The organism is Mucilaginibacter sp. (assembly GCF_965201005.1).
Taxonomy (GTDB): Bacteria; Bacteroidota; Bacteroidia; order Sphingobacteriales; family Sphingobacteriaceae; genus Mucilaginibacter_A.
In genome coordinates, this window is sequence record NZ_OZ241747.1 from 2829403 (window position 1) to 2849738 (window position 20336).

The 20336-nt window shown below is 38.3% G+C and carries 16 protein-coding genes and 5 tRNA genes; 1 reads left to right on the plus strand and 20 read right to left on the minus strand.

The features are described 5' to 3' along the window. Positions 1-224: 224 nt before the first annotated feature. From rpoC to ACOFKR_RS13050, 18 genes are all read right to left on the minus strand, one after another. Positions 225-4511 (minus strand): DNA-directed RNA polymerase subunit beta', encoded by a 4287-nt coding sequence (gene rpoC, locus ACOFKR_RS12965; protein ID WP_419801232.1) that lies wholly within the window; start codon positions 4509-4511, stop codon positions 225-227. Between the two features lie 170 nt (positions 4512-4681). Then, a complete protein-coding gene (rpoB, locus tag ACOFKR_RS12970) occupies positions 4682-8485 on the minus strand; it encodes a DNA-directed RNA polymerase subunit beta (RefSeq protein ID WP_419801233.1) in 3804 nt (1267 codons plus the stop codon). Between the two features lie 310 nt (positions 8486-8795). Further along, on the minus strand, positions 8796-9176 hold the full coding sequence (gene rplL, locus ACOFKR_RS12975; protein WP_419801234.1) for a 50S ribosomal protein L7/L12: 381 nt from the start codon (positions 9174-9176) through the stop codon (positions 8796-8798). Between the two features lie 68 nt (positions 9177-9244). Next, positions 9245-9763, minus strand: coding sequence for a 50S ribosomal protein L10 (gene rplJ / locus ACOFKR_RS12980; protein WP_419801235.1), 519 nt, complete (start codon positions 9761-9763; stop codon positions 9245-9247). Positions 9764-9765: 2 nt separating this feature from the next. After that, positions 9766-10464 (minus strand): 50S ribosomal protein L1, encoded by a 699-nt coding sequence (rplA, locus tag ACOFKR_RS12985; protein ID WP_419801236.1) that lies wholly within the window; start codon positions 10462-10464, stop codon positions 9766-9768. A 22-nt stretch (positions 10465-10486) separates the two neighbouring features. Next, positions 10487-10930 carry a 50S ribosomal protein L11 gene (gene rplK / locus ACOFKR_RS12990; RefSeq protein WP_419801237.1) on the minus strand — a complete coding sequence of 148 codons (444 nt, stop codon included), beginning with the start codon at positions 10928-10930 and terminating at the stop codon, positions 10487-10489. 100 nt (positions 10931-11030) lie between these two features. Next, positions 11031-11573 carry a transcription termination/antitermination protein NusG gene (nusG, locus tag ACOFKR_RS12995; RefSeq protein WP_419801238.1) on the minus strand — a complete coding sequence of 181 codons (543 nt, stop codon included), beginning with the start codon at positions 11571-11573 and terminating at the stop codon, positions 11031-11033. Between the two features lie 9 nt (positions 11574-11582). Continuing rightward, the gene (gene secE, locus ACOFKR_RS13000; protein WP_419801239.1) at positions 11583-11777 is read right to left on the minus strand and encodes a preprotein translocase subunit SecE; all 195 of its coding nucleotides are present in this window, start codon (positions 11775-11777) and stop codon (positions 11583-11585) included. A 22-nt stretch (positions 11778-11799) separates the two neighbouring features. Continuing rightward, positions 11800-11870 (minus strand) — tRNA-Trp (locus tag ACOFKR_RS13005). A 68-nt stretch (positions 11871-11938) separates the two neighbouring features. Further along, on the minus strand, positions 11939-13126 hold the full coding sequence (tuf, locus tag ACOFKR_RS13010; protein ID WP_419801240.1) for an elongation factor Tu: 1188 nt from the start codon (positions 13124-13126) through the stop codon (positions 11939-11941). 53 nt (positions 13127-13179) lie between these two features. Next, positions 13180-13251: transfer RNA gene (locus ACOFKR_RS13015), tRNA-Thr, on the minus strand. Between the two features lie 70 nt (positions 13252-13321). Beyond that, a tRNA-Gly gene (locus tag ACOFKR_RS13020) sits at positions 13322-13394 on the minus strand. An 8-nt stretch (positions 13395-13402) separates the two neighbouring features. Continuing rightward, positions 13403-13483 (minus strand) — tRNA-Tyr (locus ACOFKR_RS13025). 30 nt (positions 13484-13513) lie between these two features. After that, positions 13514-13586 (minus strand) — tRNA-Thr (locus tag ACOFKR_RS13030). Positions 13587-13752: 166 nt separating this feature from the next. Further along, entirely contained in the window at positions 13753-14091 is a 339-nt protein-coding gene (hpf, locus tag ACOFKR_RS13035; protein WP_419801241.1) for a ribosome hibernation-promoting factor, HPF/YfiA family, read from the minus strand. Positions 14092-14104: 13 nt separating this feature from the next. After that, positions 14105-14983: a tyrosine-type recombinase/integrase gene (locus tag ACOFKR_RS13040; RefSeq protein ID WP_419801242.1), complete on the minus strand. Its 879-nt coding sequence runs from the start codon at positions 14981-14983 to the stop codon at positions 14105-14107. A 77-nt stretch (positions 14984-15060) separates the two neighbouring features. Further along, positions 15061-15252, minus strand: coding sequence for a 30S ribosomal protein S21 (gene rpsU / locus ACOFKR_RS13045; RefSeq protein WP_419803640.1), 192 nt, complete (start codon positions 15250-15252; stop codon positions 15061-15063). A 127-nt stretch (positions 15253-15379) separates the two neighbouring features. Further along, a complete protein-coding gene (locus ACOFKR_RS13050) occupies positions 15380-16258 on the minus strand; it encodes a ComEA family DNA-binding protein (protein ID WP_419801243.1) in 879 nt (292 codons plus the stop codon). Positions 16259-16342: 84 nt separating this feature from the next. On the opposite strand from ACOFKR_RS13050, the gene ACOFKR_RS13055 reads away from it, so the two are divergent. Beyond that, positions 16343-18097, plus strand: coding sequence for a lysophospholipid acyltransferase family protein (locus ACOFKR_RS13055; RefSeq protein WP_419801244.1), 1755 nt, complete (start codon positions 16343-16345; stop codon positions 18095-18097). A 67-nt stretch (positions 18098-18164) separates the two neighbouring features. Here ACOFKR_RS13055 and ACOFKR_RS13060 read toward each other — a convergent pair whose 3' ends face one another. Further along, positions 18165-18665 (minus strand): hypothetical protein, encoded by a 501-nt coding sequence (locus ACOFKR_RS13060; protein ID WP_419801245.1) that lies wholly within the window; start codon positions 18663-18665, stop codon positions 18165-18167. Positions 18666-18736: 71 nt separating this feature from the next. Further along, positions 18737-20299, minus strand: a complete 1563-nt coding sequence (gene rny / locus ACOFKR_RS13065) for a ribonuclease Y (protein WP_419801246.1) — start codon at positions 20297-20299, stop codon at positions 18737-18739. Positions 20300-20336 lie beyond the last annotated feature (37 nt).

Below are 20336 nucleotides of genomic sequence, written 5' to 3' on the forward strand. Positions count from 1 at the left end.
TTATCGCCTAAAAAACAGTGAAGCCTTTTGCTTTTCATAAAGGTTAAAAAATAGTTGCTAAAAGAAGCATTAGGATTGTTTTTGAAACGAGTTTTAAACTGGTTATGAGAATTGTTCCCCTTTAGTTTGAATAGGTAAACAGAACAAATTGCATATGCTTCTTTTAGCACATAAAAAAGCCCGGACACTTTACAATGCCGGGCTTTACTGATTTTTTAGTTTTATTATGCTTCTACTTCTTCTGATTTTGAAGCCATCAAACGATCAAATTCTTCCTGAGAACCAACGCGGACGTTATCATAAGCACGCAAGCCAGTCCCTGAAGGGATCAGGTGGCCAACAATTACGTTTTCTTTTAAACCAAGCATTTTATCGCGTTTGCCTGCAATGGCTGCTTCGTTCAGCACTTTGGTTGTTTCCTGGAAGGATGCAGCCGAAATGAATGATTTTGTACCCAATGAAGCCCGGGTAATGCCCTGCAACATCTGGCTGGAAGTAGCCGCAATGGCATCACGCGCCTCAACCAACTGCAAATCCTTACGTTTAAGCATTGAGTTTTCATCACGCAGCTTCCGGACAGAAATAATCTGGCCAGCTTTCATATTGGTAGAACTTCCAGACTCTACAACAACTTTTTTGTCGTAAATTTCATCGTTTTCCATCATGAAATCCCATCTGTCAACCGCTTCCCTTTCTAAGAAACGCGTATCGCCAGCATCTTCAATCGTAACTTTTTGCATCATCTGGTGCACAATCACTTCAAAGTGTTTATCGTTGATTTTTACACCTTGCAAGCGATAAACTTCCTGGATACCGTTTACCAGATATTCCTGAACCGCAGCCGGCCCTTTAATTGATAAAATGTCAGCAGGCGAGATCGAACCGTCGGACAGCGGCATACCCGCTTTGATAAAGTCATTATCCTGAACCAAAATGTGTTTGGACAATGGCACTAAGTATTTCTTAACCTGTCCGTCTTTTGATTCAATTGTGATTTCCCGGTTTCCCCGTTTAATCCCGCCTAAAGTAACCACACCGTCAATTTCTGTAACAACTGCCGGATTTGAAGGATTACGCGCCTCAAACAACTCGGTTACCCGTGGCAAACCACCTGTAATATCGCGGGTTTTTCCGGTAGAACGCGGAATTTTAGCAATAACCTGTCCGGTTTGTACTTTTTCACCTTCATCAACTGCAATGTGTGCACCAACCGGAATATTATAACCCTTAACAACGTTTTTACTGCTGTCAATGATTTGAATAACCGGGTTTTTGGTTTTGTCGCGGGTATCGATAATTACTTTTTCACGGTGACCGGTTTGTTCGTCAGATTCTTCGCGGAAAGTGATTCCTTCCTGAACAGCTTCAAACTGTGTTTTACCGGCAAACTCAGAAATAATTACTGCGTTGTAAGGATCCCAAGAACAAATACGGTCTCCTTTAGAAATTTGTGTATTATCTTTAATGTACAAGTAAGAACCGTAAGGGATATTATTGGTCATAATTACCTTGTTGGTATCTTTCTCAATAATCCTGAATTCTCCGGAACGACCTAATACCACATCAACTTCGCCTTCTTCAGTTTTGTAATGTACCGTACGAACGTTTTCAAATTCGATAAAACCGTCAAACTTTGCATTGATCTGGGATTCTGCCGCAATGTTAGAGGCAGTACCACCTACGTGAAAGGTACGCAGCGTTAACTGCGTTCCCGGTTCACCGATAGATTGTGCAGCAATTACGCCAACTGCTTCACCACGCTGAACACGTTTGCCGCTTGCTAAATTTCTTCCGTAGCATAAAGCGCAAACACCTCTTTTAGCTTCACAAGTCAAAACGGAACGGATTTCGATACCTTCTAACGGAGAATTTTCTATTCTTCTGGCAATTTCTTCGGTGATGTCATTTCCTGCTTCCAACAATAATTCATTAGTTAAAGGGTCATGAACATCATTTAAAGTAGTACGGCCTAAAATACGATCATATAATGGCTCAACAATGTCTTCGTTGTCTTTCAAGGCAGTAGTATAAATACCTCTTAATGTACCGCAATCTGTTTCGCCAACAATCATGTCTTGTGCAACATCATGTAAACGACGGGTTAGATAACCGGCATCGGCTGTTTTTAAAGCTGTATCTGCCAAACCTTTACGTGCACCGTGAGTGGAAATAAAATATTCCAATACCGATAATCCCTCTTTAAAGTTAGACAAGATCGGATTTTCAATAATTTCACCACCAGAACCAGATTTTTGAGGTTTTGCCATCAAACCACGCATACCGCAGAGCTGACGAATCTGCTCTTTGGAACCACGTGCACCTGAATCCAACATCATATAAACAGAATTAAAGCCCTGATTATCGTTGGACAAAATTTCCATTACATTGGCTGTCAAACGATTGTTGATACGGGTCCAGATATCGATGATTTGGTTGTAACGCTCATTATTGGTAATGAAACCCATATTGTAGTTATTCATTACTTCTTCTACTTCTTTTGAAGCGTGATCAATCAGCGTAACTTTCTCTGCAGGGATATTCAAATCCTGCAGGTTGAAAGACAGACCACCACGGAAAGCCATCTGGAAACCTAATTCCTTAATTTCGTCCAAGAACTGGGCAGCACGTGCCATACCGGTGTTTTTAACAACTTCTCCGATAATATCACGTAATGATTTTTTGGTCAGCAACTCATTGATATAACCTACTTCTTCAGGAACATGCTGATTAAACAACACACGCCCGACCGTAGTATCAATTATCTTACTTGCAATTTGTCCGTCTGCTTCTTTTATTTTTGCTTTTACTTTGATAAAAGCATGTAAATCTAGCTTCTTCTCATTATAAGCAATGATTACTTCTTCTGCAGAATAAAAAGTCAAACCTTCTCCTTTTACAACACGATCAGCATCCGTTTTACGGCCTTTAGTGATGTAATAAAGACCTAAAACCATATCCTGAGATGGAACAGTAATTGGTGTTCCGTTTGCCGGATTCAAAATATTATGCGAAGCCAGCATCAGGATTTGTGCCTCCAGAATTGCTGCGTGTCCAAGCGGGACGTGTACAGCCATCTGGTCACCGTCAAAATCCGCGTTAAATGCAGTACAGGTTAATGGGTGAAGTTGAATTGCTTTTCCTTCAATCAGTTTTGGCTGAAAAGACTGGATACCCAAGCGGTGCAAAGTTGGCGCACGGTTTAGCAATACCGGATGTCCTTTCAATACGTTTTCCAAAATATCCCAAACAATCGGATCTTTCCGGTCAACAATTTTTTTAGCTGATTTTACTGTTTTTACGATACCTCTTTCAATCATCTTGCGGATAATGAACGGTTTAAACAGTTCGGCAGCCATATCTTTAGGCAAACCACACTCGTGGAGTTTCAAGTTCGGCCCAACAACAATTACAGAACGGGCAGAATAATCAACCCGTTTTCCTAATAAGTTCTGGCGGAAACGGCCTTGTTTACCTTTTAAAATATCTGATAATGATTTTAAAGCACGATTACCTTCGGTTTTAACTGCATTTACTTTACGTGAGTTGTCGAATAAAGAGTCAACAGCTTCTTGTAACATGCGTTTTTCGTTACGTAAAATAACTTCAGGAGCTTTAATTTCGATCAGTCTTTTCAAACGATTATTTCGGATAATCACCCGACGATACAGATCATTCAAATCAGAAGTTGCGAAACGGCCACCTTCCAAAGGAACCAACGGACGAAGTTCCGGCGGGATAACCGGAACAATTTTTACGATCATCCACTCAGGATTATTTTCAATCCTTGTTTTAGAATCGCGGAAAGCCTCAACAACCTGTAAACGTTTCAAAGCTTCGTTTTTACGTTGCTGGGAAGTTTCATTAGCAGCCTGGTGACGAAGATCATAAGATAATTGATCCAAATCAAGATTTTTCAGCAACTCTTCCAATGCCTCTGCACCCATTTTGGCTACAAATTTCTGCGGATCTTTATCATCTAAATATTGATTTTCTTTTGGAAGTGTATCTAAAATATCCAGATATTCTTCTTCCGTCAGAAAATCCATTTTTGAAATCCCGTCTGCTTCTTTTATGCCTGGTTTTATTACAACATAACGTTCGTAATAAATAATCAAATCCAGTTTTTTAGTTGGAAGACCCAACAGGTAACCAATTTTATTTGGTAATGAACGAAAATACCAAATGTGCGCAACGGGTACAACCAGGTTGATATGTCCCATACGCTCACGGCGAACCTTTTTCTCTGTAACCTCAACCCCGCAACGATCACAAACGATACCTTTATAACGGATGCGTTTGTATTTACCACAATGGCATTCATAATCTTTTACCGGGCCGAAAATACGCTCACAAAATAAACCGTCTCGTTCTGGTTTATAAGTCCGGTAATTAATTGTTTCCGGCTTTAGCACTTCACCACTTGAACGTTCCAAAATGGATTCTGGAGAGGCCAGACTGATTGTAATTGTGGTAAAATTACTTTTGATTTTATTATCCTTTTTATACGACATAGTTCTTTTTTAAATTTTTTAAGAGCTAAACTTAAATGCTTCTTTTATCAACTAAAATTTGTTCTGATTTTTGTATGGTAAAAGAAGCATTGCAATTGTTAGCTATTGATAACAGAGAAAATTTGTGAGTGATAGATTTTAATAAAACACTCACAAATACCTTTTCGAACTTATTCTAAAGTAATATCCAAACCTAAACCTCTTAATTCGTGAACCAATACGTTAAAAGATTCAGGAACTGATGGTGTAGGCAGGTTTTCACCTTTAACGATAGCTTCGTATGTTTTAGCACGACCGATCACATCATCTGACTTAACTGTGAGGATTTCCTGCAAGATATTAGCTGCACCAAATGCTTCCAATGCCCAAACTTCCATTTCACCAAAACGCTGACCTCCAAACTGGGCTTTACCGCCCAAAGGCTGTTGTGTAATTAAAGAATATGGCCCGATAGAACGCGCGTGCATTTTATCGTCAACCATGTGGCCTAATTTCAGCATATAAATAATCCCAACTGTAGTCTGCTGGTCAAAACGATCTCCGGTTAAACCGTTGTACAAATAAGTTCTGCCAGATGCCGGAACTTTGGCTTTAGATACCCACTCTTCTACTTCTGCATGAGATGCACCATCAAAAATTGGCGTAGCAAATTTCATCCCCAACTCTTTACCGGCCCATCCTAAAACAGTTTCGTAAATCTGTCCTAAGTTCATACGGGAAGGCACCCCAAGCGGGTTTAAAACGATATCAACAGGCGTACCGTCACTTAAAAACGGCATATCTTCATCACGCACAATACGCGCAACAATACCTTTGTTACCATGGCGGCCGGCCATTTTATCACCAACTTTTAGTTTGCGTTTTTTAGCGATATAAACTTTGGCCATTTGAACAATACCGGAAGGCAGCTCATCGCCTACGCTAATGGCAAACTTATCACGACGGTAAGCACCCAATTCTTCATTCACTTTAATATTATAGTTATGAAGAAGCAGTTTGATCATGTCGTTTTTTTCCTCATCAGTAGTCCATTTGGTTGGATTGATATTGTTGAAATCTAATTCTACCAAAATCTTCTGAGTAAACTTGACACCTTTTGCAACTAACAGTTCCTTATAAACATTAAAAACACCTTGTGATGTTTTACCGTTTACAATTTCAAATAATTTTTCAATTAAAGAGTTTTTAAGGTCTTTAATGTTTTTATCGTGTTTGTTATCTAATTTTTCTATTGCAATTTTTTCCTCTGCTTTAGAAGTTTTTTTAGCACGGGAAAATAATTTTGTATCAATAACTACGCCGCTGATTGAAGGAGGTGTTTTTAGAGATGCATCTTTTACATCGCCGGCTTTATCCCCAAAAATAGCACGTAATAATTTTTCTTCCGGTGAAGGGTCAGATTCGCCTTTTGGTGTGATTTTACCAATCAATATATCGCCTTCTTTTACTTCTGCGCCTACACGAATGATTCCGTTTTCGTCCAAATCTTTTGTAGCTTCTTCAGAAACATTTGGAATATCCGGCGTTAATTCTTCTTCACCACGTTTGGTATCACGTACTTCCAATTCAAATTCCTCAATATGAAGAGAAGTAAAAATATCCTGAGAAACCACCCGTTCAGAAATTACAATCGCATCTTCAAAGTTATAACCTTGCCAAGGCATAAAAGCAACTTTCATGTTTCTGCCCAAAGCAAGTTCACCGTCTTGAGTTGCATAACCTTCGCAAAGCACTTGTCCTTTCTCAACCCGCTGACCCTTAGTAACAATAGGTTTTAAATTAATGGTTGTGCTTTGGTTGGTCTTTTTAAATTTGATTAAACGATAAGTTTGTGTATCGCCTTCAAAAGAAACCAAACGATCATCATAATTACGATCATATTTAATTTTGATTTCATTGGCATCAACATATTCAACTAGACCATCACCTTCAGCATTAATCAATGTACGCGAATCTTTTGCCACGCGGCCTTCCAAACCTGTACCAACAATTGGTGCTTCCGGGCGTAACAAAGGAACTGCCTGTCGCTGCATGTTAGAGCCCATTAAAGCACGGTTAGCATCGTCATGCTCTAAAAATGGAATTAATGACGCAGCAATAGAAGTAATTTGATTTGGAGCAATGTCCATATAATCTAATCTTTCCGGTTCAATTACCGGAAAATCACCTTCAAACCGGGCTTTAACACGTGATGTTTCAAAATTTCCTTTGTCATCGTATAGCGCATTTGCCTGGGCGATGGTTTTTCCGTCTTCGTCTTCTGCAGAAAGATAAATAACCGGTTCATCTACAGAAACTTTACCATCAACAACCCGTTTATAAGGCGTTTCAATAAAACCAAGATTATTGATCTTTGCATGAACACAAAGTGAAGAAATCAAACCAATATTTGGCCCTTCAGGAGTTTCAATAGTACATAAACGACCGTAATGGGTATAATGCACATCACGGACTTCAAAGCCTGCACGTTCTCTGGACAAACCGCCGGGTCCAAGCGCAGATAAACGGCGCTTATGTGTAATCTCTGCCAATGGATTGGTTTGATCCATAAATTGAGATAGTTGATTAGTGCCAAAGAAAGAATTAATTACAGATGATAAAGTCCTGGCATTGATCAGATCAGTTGGTGTGAATACTTCGTTGTCACGAATGTTCATCCGCTCACGAATGGTTCGCGCCATGCGGGCCAAACCTACACCAAACTGTGCATATAATTGCTCACCTACTGTACGGACACGCCGGTTGGATAAGTGGTCGATATCATCAACTTCTGCCTTAACATTTATCAACTTGATCAGATACTTTACGATCGCGATAATATCTAGCTTGGTTAAAACTTTAGTTTCATAAGATGTATCCAGTTTTAATTTACGATTGATCCGGTAACGACCGACATCACCTAAATCATATCTTTTATCAGAAAAGAACAAACGGTCAATAATGCCGCGTGCGGTTTCTTCATCAGGTGGTTCCGCATTACGTAATTGTCTGTATATATGTTCAACCGCCTCTTTTTCTGAGTTGGAGGTATCTTTTTGTAAAGTATTGTATATAATGGTATAATCACCGCTGGTTGCAGCATCTTCTTTGTTTAAGATGATACTTTTTACGCCAGCATCAATGATCATGTCAATATGCTCATCTTCTAAAATGGTTTCCCGCTCCAGAATAATTTCGTTTCGGTCAATAGAAACTACTTCACCTGTATCTTCATCCACAAAGTCTTCTACCCATTTTTTTAAAACTCTTGCAGCAAGCTTTCTGCCGATGAATTTTTTCAAACCGGATTTACTGACTTTCACTTCATCTGCCAATTCAAATAATTCTAAAATATCTTTATCAGAATCGTAGCCAATAGCACGCAGTAAAGTAGTAACCGGAAATTTTTTCTTTCTGTCAATGTAAGCATACATCACGTTATTAACGTCTGTAGCAAATTCAATCCAAGAACCTTTGAACGGAATTACACGTGCAGAATATAGTTTTGTTCCGTTAGTATGTCGGCTTTGGCCAAAAAATACTCCCGGGGAGCGGTGTAACTGGGATACAATTACACGCTCGGCACCATTGATTACAAATGTCCCTTTTGGTGTCATATATGGGATTGTCCCCAAATAAACATCCTGGACAATTGTTTCAAAGTCTTCATGTTCTTCATCATTACATGATAAACGAAGCTTCGCTTTTAATGGAACACTGTATGTTAATCCGCGCTCTATACATTCTTGGATATCATAGCGGGGCGGATCAATAAAGTAATCCAAAAACTCTAAAACAAATATGTTCCTGGAATCTGAAATAGGAAAATTTTCTGCAAAAACTTTAAACAAGCCTTCTTTATGGCGATTGTCTGAAGTGGTTTCTAATTGAAAAAATTCCTGAAAAGATTGCAATTGCACATCCAGAAAGTCAGGGTAATCAATTACATGCTTACTTGTTGCAAAGTTTACTCTTTGATTATTTTTGTTTGCCAAGGGATTAATTTTTTAGTTTATGAATAAACTTTCACTTGTTTGAAGAAAGTTGTGTTTTGGAACCTGTTTAAATTTACTTCGAAAAAACACCGTGCTTTTTTTATGCCCATAAATTTTGTTTTCCAATTTTAGGCCGATAAAAGAAGCATGGAAATTTTTGTTTTTTATATGATAAATGAAGCATTAAAAATAGATCGGATAGATTTAAACAGGTTCTTAAACTTCAAACAAAAATGGGTGTGTTATAAACAACAATAGACCCCGGCCAAAACAGGCCGGAGTCTTTAAATAACGAACGGAAAGTCTAAGGTTATTTAACCTCAACTACTGCTCCCGCTTCTTCTAATTGTTTTTTAAGTGTTTCAGCTTCTTCTTTAGTAACACCAGTTTTAACTTCTTTTGGTGCGCCATCAACTAAATCTTTAGCTTCTTTTAAACCCAAACCTGTCAAATCTTTCACCAATTTAACAACCGCTAATTTAGAACCGCCAGCTTCTTTCAATATTACATCAAAGGCTGTTTTTTCTTCTGCAGCAGCAGGGGCATCGCCACCAGCAGCAGGACCTGCAACTGCAACAGCTGCGGCAGCTGGTTCAATACCATATTCATCTTTCAAAATCTGAGCTAACTCGTTAACTTCTTTTACTGTCAAGTTTACCAATTGCTCAGCAAACGCTTTTAAATCTGCCATTTTATTTAAAATTAAATTTTAATAGTTTGTTTTTGTAATAGTTTTTTTCAGAACTTTTTGGTGTCTGATCAACCTCTTTCTTCTAAAGTTTTTAAGATACCGGCTAATTTGTTTCCACTCGATTGCAGGGCAGAAACAACATTTTTAGCAGGAGACTGCAACAATCCAATAATATCACCAATCAATTGTTCCTTCGATTTCAAATTAATTAAAGCGTCTAATTGGTTATCACCAACAAAAAACGATGATTGAATATATGCTGCTTTTAGCAATGGTTTTTCACCAGTTTTCCTGAGTTCCTTGATCAACTTTGCCGGAGCGTTCGTTGATCTGGAAAACATGATAGAAGATGATCCCTTTAAAGCATCGTACATAGGGGTAAAATCCCCGCCAATCGTTTCTACTGCTTTTTTTATCAATGAATTTTTAGCAACTTGAATCTTAATATCACTTTCGAAACATTTTCTGCGAATTGCATTAATTTTTGCAACAGTTAAATTTGAAGTATCAGTAATATAAAAATTACCATATTCTTTTATCTGTTCGGTTAATGCATTAACTACTTCGTATTTTTCTTCCTTCTTCATGATTAAATACCTGCTACTGATTTAGTTTCAATTTCTATACCCTTAGACATTGTAGAAGAAAGGTGGATACTTTTAAAGTATGTTCCTTTTGCTGAAGACGGTTTTAATTTAGAAATAGTTTGGATCACTTCCATCGCATTATCAAAAATCTTATCCGGGGAAAAAGAAACCTTTCCGATTGATGCATGAACGATGCCTGTTTTATCTACTTTAAAATCTATTTTACCACCTTTAACTTCTGTAACTGCTTTCCCGACTTCCGGAGTCACTGTACCTGATTTTGGATTTGGCATTAAATTACGCGGACCTAAGATACGGCCAAGTTTACCAACTTTAGCCATAACACTTGGCATGGTGATGATAATGTCAACATCTGTCCAGCCAGCTTCAATCTTTGTAATATATTCATCCAAACCTACATAATCTGCACCTGCTGCTTTAGCTTCTTCTTCCTTATCAGGCGTACACAAAACCAAAACACGAACAGTTTTACCGGTTCCGTGAGGCAATGTAGCAATACCACGAACCATCTGATTAGCTTTACGTGGATCAACCCCTAAACGAACATCAATATCAACTGATGAATCAAACTTAGTAGTTGTTATGTCCTTCACTAAAGAAGCGGCTTCCTGTAAAGAATATAATTTGTTCGCCTCAACCTTGGAAAGTGCTGCCTTTTGATTTTTTGTTAATTTAGCCACTGTCTTAAATTGAATTTAATTGTTAATTATTCCAGGGTGCATTACCGCTAACGGTAATCCCCATACTGCGTGCTGTGCCTGCAACCATTTTCATTGCTGATTCAACGGTGAAAGCATTTAAGTCAGTCATTTTATCTTGAGCAATGGTTTGAACCTGATCCCAAGAAACACTGGAAACCTTTTTTCGGTTAGGTTCTGCAGAGCCGCCTTTTAATCCGGAAACTTCCAGCAACTGGATAGCAACAGGAGGCGTTTTAATGATAAATTCAAATGACTTGTCAACATATACAGTAATAACCACAGGCAAAACTTTGCCTGCTTTATCTTGTGTGCGAGCATTAAACTGCTTGCAAAACTCCATAATGTTCACTCCTTTTGCACCTAATGCAGGACCAATAGGAGGTGATGGATTTGCAGCACCGCCTTTTACTTGCAACTTGATTAGTGCACCAACCTCTTTTGCCATTTTATTCTATTAATTGATAACAAATGTTATAATGTGGAAGCAATGTAACATTTAAGCTCTTTGTAGTAGTGAGACATTGTTTATACAATGCTTCTTTTACCTATTCTTTTTCTACTTGCATATAGTTAAGTTCTAATGGAGTTCTTCTTCCAAAAATTTTAACCATAACTTTTAATTTCTTCTTTTCTTCGTTGACTTCTTCGATTACACCGTTAAAACCGTTAAAAGGACCGTCCATCACTTTTACATTTTCACCGGCATAATAAGGAACACTCATGGTTTCCGTTTGAACTGTCATTTCATCAACCTTACCTAAAATACGGTTAACTTCTGCTTGCCGTAAAGGAACTGCATTGCCTGCCTTGTCACCGAGAAAACCAATCACACTATTTGTATTTTTGATGATGTGCTCCATTTCTCCATCCAAAGCTGCTTCAATCAAAACATATCCGGGAAAATAGTTGCGTTCTTTAGCTATCTTTTTTCCTTCACGCATTTGATAGTATTTCTCCATGGGGATTAAAACCTGCGGAATTTGATGAGCAATGCCTAAACGATTAACTTCTGCTTCAATATATTGCTTTACTTTTTTCTCTTTTCCACTAATGGCTCTTACTACATACCATTTTAATTGATCGCTCATATTCAAATATTATGCAAGGGATTTGTAAAAATACTTGAGCAAGTTTCCTACAGACTCGTCCATAGCTAAAATAATTAAGGCAATAATGATTGAAGCGATCAAAACTAAAACAGCACTGCTTTGCAACTCACTCCATGTTGGCCAAGTAACTTTTTGAGTTAACTCGATATAAGACTCCTTAACGTATTCAATTACTTTAGCCATTATAATAAAAATTCTTTATTTGCACGGGCACAAGGATTCGAACCCTGATCAAAGGTTTTGGAGACCTCTATTCTACCATTGAACTATGCCCGTGTATTTACAGGAAAACATAAGCCTGAACAAACAAGCTTATGTTTTCGCAATTAACCTTTTTTGAGATTTTATTTTAAAATTTCCGTAACCTGACCGGCACCTACAGTTCTGCCACCTTCACGGATTGCAAAACGAAGACCTTTTTCCATTGCGATAGCATTGATCAATTTTACTGTGATAGTAACGTTATCACCTGGCATAACCATTTCTACACCTTCTGCCAATGAAATTTCACCAGTTACATCAGTAGTACGGAAGTAGAATTGCGGACGGTATTTATTAAAAAATGGTGTATGACGACCGCCCTCTGCTTTCGATAAAACATAAACTTCAGCTTTGAAATCTGTATGAGGCGTAACAGAACCTGGTTTGCAAATAACCATACCACGACGGATAGATTCTTTTTCAATACCACGTAACAATAAACCTACGTTATCGCCAGCTTCGCCTCTATCAAGGATTTTGCGGAACATTTCAACACCAGTAACAGTTGATTTTAAGTTTTCTGCGCCCATACCTAATATATCCACCTGTTCGCCAGAGTTGATAATACCTCTTTCAATACGGCCAGTTGCTACTGTACCACGACCAGTAATTGAGAAAACATCTTCTACAGGCATTAGAAAAGGAAGTTCGGTCAAACGCGGAGGAATAGGGATTTGTGTATCTACAGCATCCATCAACTCCATAATTTTATCAACCCATTTTGGCTCACCATTCAAGCCACCTAAAGCAGAACCTTGAATAACAGCAATATCATCACCTGGGTAATCGTAGAAAGATAACAATTCACGAATCTCCATTTCTACTAATTCAAGTAATTCCGGATCATCAACCATGTCCACTTTGTTCATAAAAACAACCAATGAAGGTACACCTACTTGGCGAGCCAACAAGATGTGTTCACGCGTTTGTGGCATTGGACCATCGGTAGAAGCAACAACGATTATTGCACCATCCATTTGGGCTGCACCTGTAACCATATTTTTTACATAGTCAGCGTGCCCAGGGCAATCAACGTGCGCATAATGACGGTTTGCAGTAGAATATTCTACGTGTGCAGTATTGATTGTAATACCACGTTCTTTTTCTTCAGGAGCGGAGTCAATTGAATCAAAAGAACGAGCTTCTGAAAAGCCTTTATCGGCTAATACTTTTGTAATAGCTGCAGTAAGAGTAGTTTTGCCGTGGTCAACGTGACCAATTGTACCGATGTTTAAGTGCGGTTTACTACGGTCAAATTTTTCTTTTGCCATGATTTTTATATTGTTATTAGGTTAATTTACTATTTTATACACTTTTAAATGCGAGCCAACGATGGGACTTGAACCCATGACCTCTTCCTTACCAAGGAAGTGCTCTACCGCTGAGCTACGTCGGCTGATAATTTACGCTTGCCGATCAGGATTTATAAATTCGCAATCGTCAATCGTAGCTCATAATCAATTAAGAGCGGAAGACGAGGTTCGAACTCGCGACCTATAGCTTGGAAGGCTATCGCTCTACCAACTGAGCTACTTCCGCTTAAAAAGTGGGGGGAGAAGGATTCGAACCTTCGTAGCCGAAGCAACGGATTTACAGTCCGTCCCATTTGACCGCTCTGGTATCCCCCCATCTAAAAAGAACAATCAATATCCTTTTAGAGCCTCCTATCGGGATCGAACCAATGACCTACTGATTACAAGTCAGTCGCTCTACCAGCTGAGCTAAGGAGGCATTTTATACGTATATTAAAAGAACAAACCGGATTGTAAAGCTGTACCTAACACTTCTGAAAACGGAATGCAAATCTACACTTTTTATAGATTCAACAAAACTTTTTTTATAAAAAAAGCCGACAAATATTTTTGTCGGCCTGGTAGCAGGTTTACACCTTTAAAATTTATACTATATTGTTGTTAACAGATTCTTTATAACTGGTTTCATGTGCTCTATTCTTCTGTTTGTGCTTCTCTAATTGCTTACGTAAACTTTCAATTGCCAAATCAGTGGCTTCTTCAAAAGTTTTACACTTTTCTTTTGCAAATAATTGATTTCCGGGGATCAGTAATTTTATTTCAGAAATCTTATTAGCCTCGTCTTCTACTTTTTCTACCTTTAAATAAACTTCTCCGCTGATGATCTGATCAAAAAACTGATCCAGCTTGTTTGCTTTTTTCTGAATAAAATCCACCAATTTACTGTCAGCAGTAAAGTGTATTGCCTGAACCGTAATTTTCATTTTTCCTCCTTTTTTACGCCTTTGGGTGGGCTTGTTTATAAATTAGTTTTAATTTTTCTACCGAATTGTGTGTATAAATCTGCGTTGCACTCAAATTTGCATGGCCTAAAAGTTCTTTGATAGCGTTTAAATCAGCCCCGTTGTTTAATAAACTGGTTGCGAAAGTATGCCGGAGAATATGCGGGCTTTTTTTATTTTGAGTGGTAATATAGCTGAGGTATTTTTGCACAATCCGATAAATTAGCTTCGGGTAAGCATCGCTTCCGGTATGGGTAACGATCAATTTTAAAGAATTGTTATCAAAAATCTCACATTTTTTAACAACAAGATACTGTTTAATCAACAATTGCAATTCTCTGTTAAGCGGTACAATCCGCTCCTTACTTCTTTTACCCAGTATTTTTATAGTGTTTTCATACCAGTTTATATCTGTTTCTTTCAAACTTAATAGTTCGGCTAAACGCAGGCCGGTTCCGAATATAATTTCGATCACTAATTTATCCCGGATACCGGCAAAATTTTTTTCAAAAATATCCTGATTGTTTAAAAGGATGCTCACATTTTCTTCACGGATGATAACCGGAAGTTTCTTGCCCAATTTCGGACTTTGGATTTTGGACATCGGGTTCTCAGAAACCAGATCCTCCCGAACCAGAAATTTAAAGTAAGTTTTAAGTGAAGTGATTTTCCGCTTTACAGAACACGGATCAATTTTTTGATCCATCAACTGTACAATCCAGCTTCTGATCAAAAAAACATCGGTAAAAGAAGCATTGCCATTTGCTTCAACGTAACAAAAATACTGCAGCAAATCTGTTTTATAAGCTGTTAAAGTATTGACAGAGAAGCGTTTTTCGTATCGGATGTAATTATAAAAAAGGTCTAAATGCATAAAAACTATTTGCTTCTTCTTAAAATTGAAGATACAAATAGTTTTCACATCAGCTTCAAAGCAAAAGTTAAAAAAACTTATGCGTTATCTGCAAACATATTTTGCTTGTAAACAGCGTGTTTAACAACGTTTCTGCGGGTTACAGATCTTTTTTCATATGCCTGGCGACTACGTAATTCTCTTAAAACACCGGTTTTTTCAAACTTTTTCTTGAAACGTTTCAGCGCTTTATCTAAAGATTCGCCGTCTTTTACATTAATAATAATCATAATTCCTACAATACCTCCTTTCAGGGAAGGCAAAAATACAATAAAATTTCAGATTGTAAAATTGAATTATAGGCTTTAATGCTTCTTTTAATAGGATAAATATGGTTCTAATTTTAGGATGGTTTCTTCATTCAAAATCAACACGTTTTTTAAATCGCTCGTTGCTTCTAAAATTACCGTGCTGCTTGCGGTATTGAATGATAGCGTTCATCTGCTTAAAACTCAAATAAGGGTTTCGCTTTAAATCATCAAAATCACAAGTGTTTATGTTGATTTTTGTAATTTCAGTGGGATTGATTTCTACTTGTTTATAAATTTCCTCGTACTTGATTGAATCCAAACCATACACTTCCATTAGTTGTGTTTTACGATAAAAACCGCCTAAACGGTTCCGGTACTTCAAAATCCTGTTCGCAAATGCAGGCCCAATGCCTTTAATCTTTGTTAGTTGTGCAGAATCAGCCTGATTTAGCTCAACCATAACAGCAGGCTTTGTATGAAAAGCTATAGCTCTGTCCGGAAAATCTTTATTAAAATTACGCTCCGGTATTACAATATAAGGCGAAAGCCGGGCATAATCTGCTGCCGTTACAGAATATATTTTTTGCAGGTCTTCCTTCTTATAAAACCGTCCGCCTTTTGCTTCATAATTCAGGATTACCTTGATTTGCCGTTCGCTTAAGCCAAGTTTTTCCCACATTTCTTCCGGTAAATGGTTTGGGTTGAACTTGAAATATTCAGCCTTTGATTTTATGCTGCTAAAAGAAGCATTATGTGGATAATTTGCCGGCTTATCCTTTATACCATATTCGGTTTTTTCTATAACTGCCTGATCCAAAATTACTTGTGCTTCTTTTATCCGGGTAAAATCAACCGCATCCGGCTTTTTGATCAATTGATATACATCCGGCGCAAGCAGTACAGCAAGAATCAGTACAACTAAAACAAGCATCCCGTTCCACTCTTTTTTGGTAATTGTAAAGTAGTTTTTAAATACTGATAGCATGTAAAAGCGGTTTAGTTTAGAAAGCTAAGCATAATTATATGATATTTACTTTTTAAATTGAATATTTAATCAGCGTTATATAGGATGAAAGTAATTACCACAGAAGAATTTGCCAAGGCTACCAAAATTGATAAGCTGAAAATGCCCGGTCTTGCTGCTTTTTTGATGGAAATTATGAAGATCAACGATGTGAACAAACTGTTTGCACAAGCGCAGCCTAAACAAGGCCCTGAATTTGTGGATGCCATTTTAGCAGGTATGGGCGTTGAAATAGAATTTGACCCGGCCGAACTGAAAAATATACCAACTTCCGGTGGTTTCGTGGCCATTGCCAACCATCCTTATGGTGGTGTTGAAGGAATGGTTTTGCTGAAAATTTTGTGCATGGTACGGGCTGATGCAAAACTGATGGCCAACTTTTTGCTCAAAAAAATCCCAAACCTAAGTGATTATTTCATAGCGGTAAACCCTTTTGAAAATATTGAGCATTCATCCAGCATCAGCGGAATAAAAAACACGTTGGAATTATTGCGGAACGGCACACCGATCGGAATTTTTCCGGCCGGTGAGGTTTCGACTTATAAAATTGAAAACCAGGGGGTTACCGACAGGCAATGGCATCCGGTTGTTGGCAAGCTGATTGCAAAAGCCAAAGTTCCAGTAGTACCTATTTATTTTCATGGCAACAACGGTTTGCTTTTTAATTTGCTGAGCTTGATCCATCCAACGCTGAGAACGGCATTGCTTCCGGCAGAGTTATTTAACAAAAAAGGGCATAAAATCAAGCTTAGGATCGGGAAGCCAATCCATTTAAGCGAAATTCCGGATGCCGGAAATACAACCAAACTACTTAACTTTCTTCGTGCCAAAACCTACGCTTTAGGAACAGGATTGGAAGGAGAAAGAAAAATTTTCAATCCGCGTAACCTTTTCAAAATCAACAAAACACCCGAACCTATTGCGTTGCCGATCCCTGCAAATTTAATTGAGCAGGAAGTGGAAACACTGCGAGAAAACTATTCGGTTTGGGTAGAAAAAAATTACGAGGTTTACATTGCGCCGCCTTCCCTGCTGCCAAATACACTTAAAGAAATTGGCCGTTTGCGGGAGATTACTTTTCGTGAAGTGGGAGAAGGATCAAACAAAAGCTCTGACCTGGACGAGTACGATATTTATTATAACCATCTGTTTATCTGGGACATAGAAGCTAAACTAATTGTTGGTGCTTACCGGATTGGCAAAGGCGACGAGATTTATTACAGCATGGGCAAAAACGGTTTTTACACTGCCGAACTTTTCAAAATTAAAGGTGGGTTTACGCCGGTCTTGAAAAAAAGCTTAGAGTTAGGCCGGTCTTTTATCCGCAAAGAATACCAGCAAAAACCATTGCCGTTGTTTTTACTTTGGAAAGGGATCCTGAAATATTTGATTGACAATCCGCGCTACCGATATCTGATCGGGCCGGTAAGCATCAGCAATAGTTTTTCAAAATTTTCTAAATCACTGATTGTAGATTATATCAGCAAAAACCATTTTGACCATGAAATGGCGCAGTATGTAAAACCGCGGAAAAAGTTTAAAGTTGATTTTGCCAAAATTGATACAGAGCTTCTTTTAGCAGGTGAAAATTCATTTAAAGTTCTGGATAATTTGATTTCGGAAGTAGAAAGCCGAAATATGAAAATCCCGGTTTTACTTCGCCAGTACATTTCCCTCAATGCCAAAATTATTTGCTTTAACATTGATCCTAAGTTTTCTGATTGTTTGGATGGCTTTTTGGTTTTAGACCTTGAAAAAGTGCCGCAGGAAATGCTCGAAAAATTAGGCAAAAATTTGTAGGATAATCTATTTGCAATGCTTCTTTTATCAGGCAAAATTTAGGTCGATAAAAGAAGCATTGTCCGGCTTAAAACCTGATCTTTAATTTTTTCAGCATTAAACTTAAAATCCAGATCGGGCCAATCCAAATAAAACCAACTTCGATTTTTACAGGATTATTGTTGCTGATTGTTTTATTATACTGATAATGAAGCAGTAAAAATAGCAATAAAATCAACCCGAACACTTCTCCCATCAACAGATGATTTGGAATTTGCCTCTCGATAACGGATATCAGATAAGTAAAAATCAGTGCTAAAAACAGCATTAAATAAGAAAGCAAAGGCGATAAATTAGAATAATAATAAATACCAATGGCGATTATGAACGAAGCCCAATTGAAAAAACTATTGTACTGACCGAGGAAACTTAAATGCGGAAAAGGCAATGCCCAGCTTAATCCCAAAATTGCCAAACTGATACCAAGCGCGCAAAACCCTTGTACAATTTTACCGCTTTGCTTTGGATATTTTTTGTTGTAATAATCCAGGTAAATATCCAACTGCCGTTGCTGGTTTTTTCCGGTCATGGTCAGAATTTGGTTAATAAAAAAAGCGGTGGGCAACCCATCGCTTTAAAGTTATTTATTTAAGCTGTTTTTTATTTTGCAAAAGCCACCGAACGCGTTTCACGGATCACGGTAACTTTGATCTGGCCCGGGTAAGTCATCTCCGTTTGGATACGATTGGAAATATCAGCAGCCAAAACTTCTGATTGTGCATCTGTAATTTTTTCACTTTCAACCACAACCCGTAATTCGCGGCCTGCCTGTATGGCAAAAGTTTTTTCAACTCCAGGATAAGACAAAGCCAAAGCTTCCAAATCTTTTAACCTTTTGATGTAGCTTTCTACCACTTCACGCCTTGCGCCCGGCCTTGCACCAGAAATTGCATCGCAAGCCTGAATGATTGGCGAAATGATTGATGTCATTTCCACTTCATCGTGGTGCGCACCAATAGCGTTGCAAACTTCCGGGTTTTCTTTATATTTTTCTGCCAGTTGCATCCCCAAAATTGCGTGCGGCAACTCTGGGTTATCATCGGGCACTTTACCAATATCGTGCAGTAAACCAGCGCGTTTTGCAAGTTTAACGTTCAATCCTAATTCGGCGGCCATAGTTGCGCAGAAATTGGCCACTTCGCGAGAATGTTGTAGCAAATTCTGGCCGTAAGAAGAACGGTAACGCATCCGGCCAACCATCCGGATCAATTCGGGATGCAAACCATGGATACCTAAATCAATTACGGTACGTTCGCCAATTTCTACAATTTCTTCTTCAATCTGCTTGCGTGTTTTGGCAACCACTTCTTCAATCCTGGCCGGATGTATCCTGCCATCTGTAACCAAACGATGCATGGCCAAACGTGCAATTTCCCTTCTCACGGGATCGAATCCTGAAAGAATAATTGCTTCAGGCGTATCGTCCACAATAATTTCAATACCGGTTGCCGCTTCTAAAGCACGGATATTCCGCCCTTCCCTGCCGATAATCCGTCCTTTGATTTCGTCGTTTTCTATGTTGAAAATAGAAACCGTGTTTTCAATCGCACTTTCTGTAGCTGTGCGCTGAATAGTTTGGATAACTACTTTTTTTGCTTCTTTGGTTGCTGTTAGTTTAGCTTCATCCACAATATCTTTAATCTGGCTCATGGCCTTGGTGCGTGCTTCTTCACGCAAATTATCCACAAGCTGGTTTTTGGCTTCTTCCGCCGTTAATCCAGCGATAGATTCGAGTTGCTGCACATGCTGCAATTTCAAATGTTCAACCTCTTCCTGTTTTTTTACGGCAGTTTCTGTTTGCTTTTCCAGGTTTTTGCGGCTGTTTTCCAACTCCTGATCTTTGCGATTGGCATTTTCCAGCTTTTGATTAAGCGATTGCTCTTTTTGTTTTAAAGAATTTTCACGCTGATTGATAATATTGTTCTTTGCATTTACTTCCTGCTCATGCTCGGATTTTAACTGCAGAAAATTTTCTTTTGCCTCCAAAAGTTTGTTCTTTTTTAAAATTTCGGCATTGTTTTCTGCATCTTTTAGTATTTTTTTAACTTTAGTTTGCGCCGCAACTTCCTGACTGGTAAATAGTTTACGCAATAAGTAGCGGCCAATTACAATGCCAAGCCCAATGCCCAGCAATAACCCGATGATGGTATATAGTACGTCCATTTTGATAATAATTAATTAATATAAATAAAAAAAACCG

Bases quoted from the DNA above. Each gene is read 5' to 3' on its own strand.
- rpoC (WP_419801232.1), bottom strand. From the start codon at position 4,511: ATGTCGTATAAAAAGGATAATAAAATCAAAAGTAATTTTACCACAATT.
- rplL (WP_419801234.1), bottom strand. From the start codon at position 9,176: ATGGCAGATTTAAAAGCGTTTGCTGAGCAATTGGTAAACTTGACAGTA.
- rplJ (WP_419801235.1), bottom strand. From the start codon at position 9,763: ATGAAGAAGGAAGAAAAATACGAAGTAGTTAATGCATTAACCGAACAG.
- rplK (WP_419801237.1), bottom strand. From the start codon at position 10,930: ATGGCAAAAGAGGTTGGTGCACTAATCAAGTTGCAAGTAAAAGGCGGT.
- nusG (WP_419801238.1), bottom strand. From the start codon at position 11,573: ATGAGCGATCAATTAAAATGGTATGTAGTAAGAGCCATTAGTGGAAAA.
- secE (WP_419801239.1), bottom strand. From the start codon at position 11,777: ATGGCTAAAGTAATTGAATACGTTAAGGAGTCTTATATCGAGTTAACT.
- tuf (WP_419801240.1), bottom strand. From the start codon at position 13,126: ATGGCAAAAGAAAAATTTGACCGTAGTAAACCGCACTTAAACATCGGT.
- hpf (WP_419801241.1), bottom strand. From the start codon at position 14,091: ATGAAAATTACGGTTCAGGCAATACACTTTACTGCTGACAGTAAATTG.
- ACOFKR_RS13040 (WP_419801242.1), bottom strand. From the start codon at position 14,983: ATGCATTTAGACCTTTTTTATAATTACATCCGATACGAAAAACGCTTC.
- rpsU (WP_419803640.1), bottom strand. From the start codon at position 15,252: ATGATTATTATTAATGTAAAAGACGGCGAATCTTTAGATAAAGCGCTG.
- ACOFKR_RS13050 (WP_419801243.1), bottom strand. From the start codon at position 16,258: ATGCTATCAGTATTTAAAAACTACTTTACAATTACCAAAAAAGAGTGG.
- ACOFKR_RS13055 (WP_419801244.1), top strand. From the start codon at position 16,343: ATGAAAGTAATTACCACAGAAGAATTTGCCAAGGCTACCAAAATTGAT.
- ACOFKR_RS13060 (WP_419801245.1), bottom strand. From the start codon at position 18,665: ATGACCGGAAAAAACCAGCAACGGCAGTTGGATATTTACCTGGATTAT.
- rny (WP_419801246.1), bottom strand. From the start codon at position 20,299: ATGGACGTACTATATACCATCATCGGGTTATTGCTGGGCATTGGGCTT.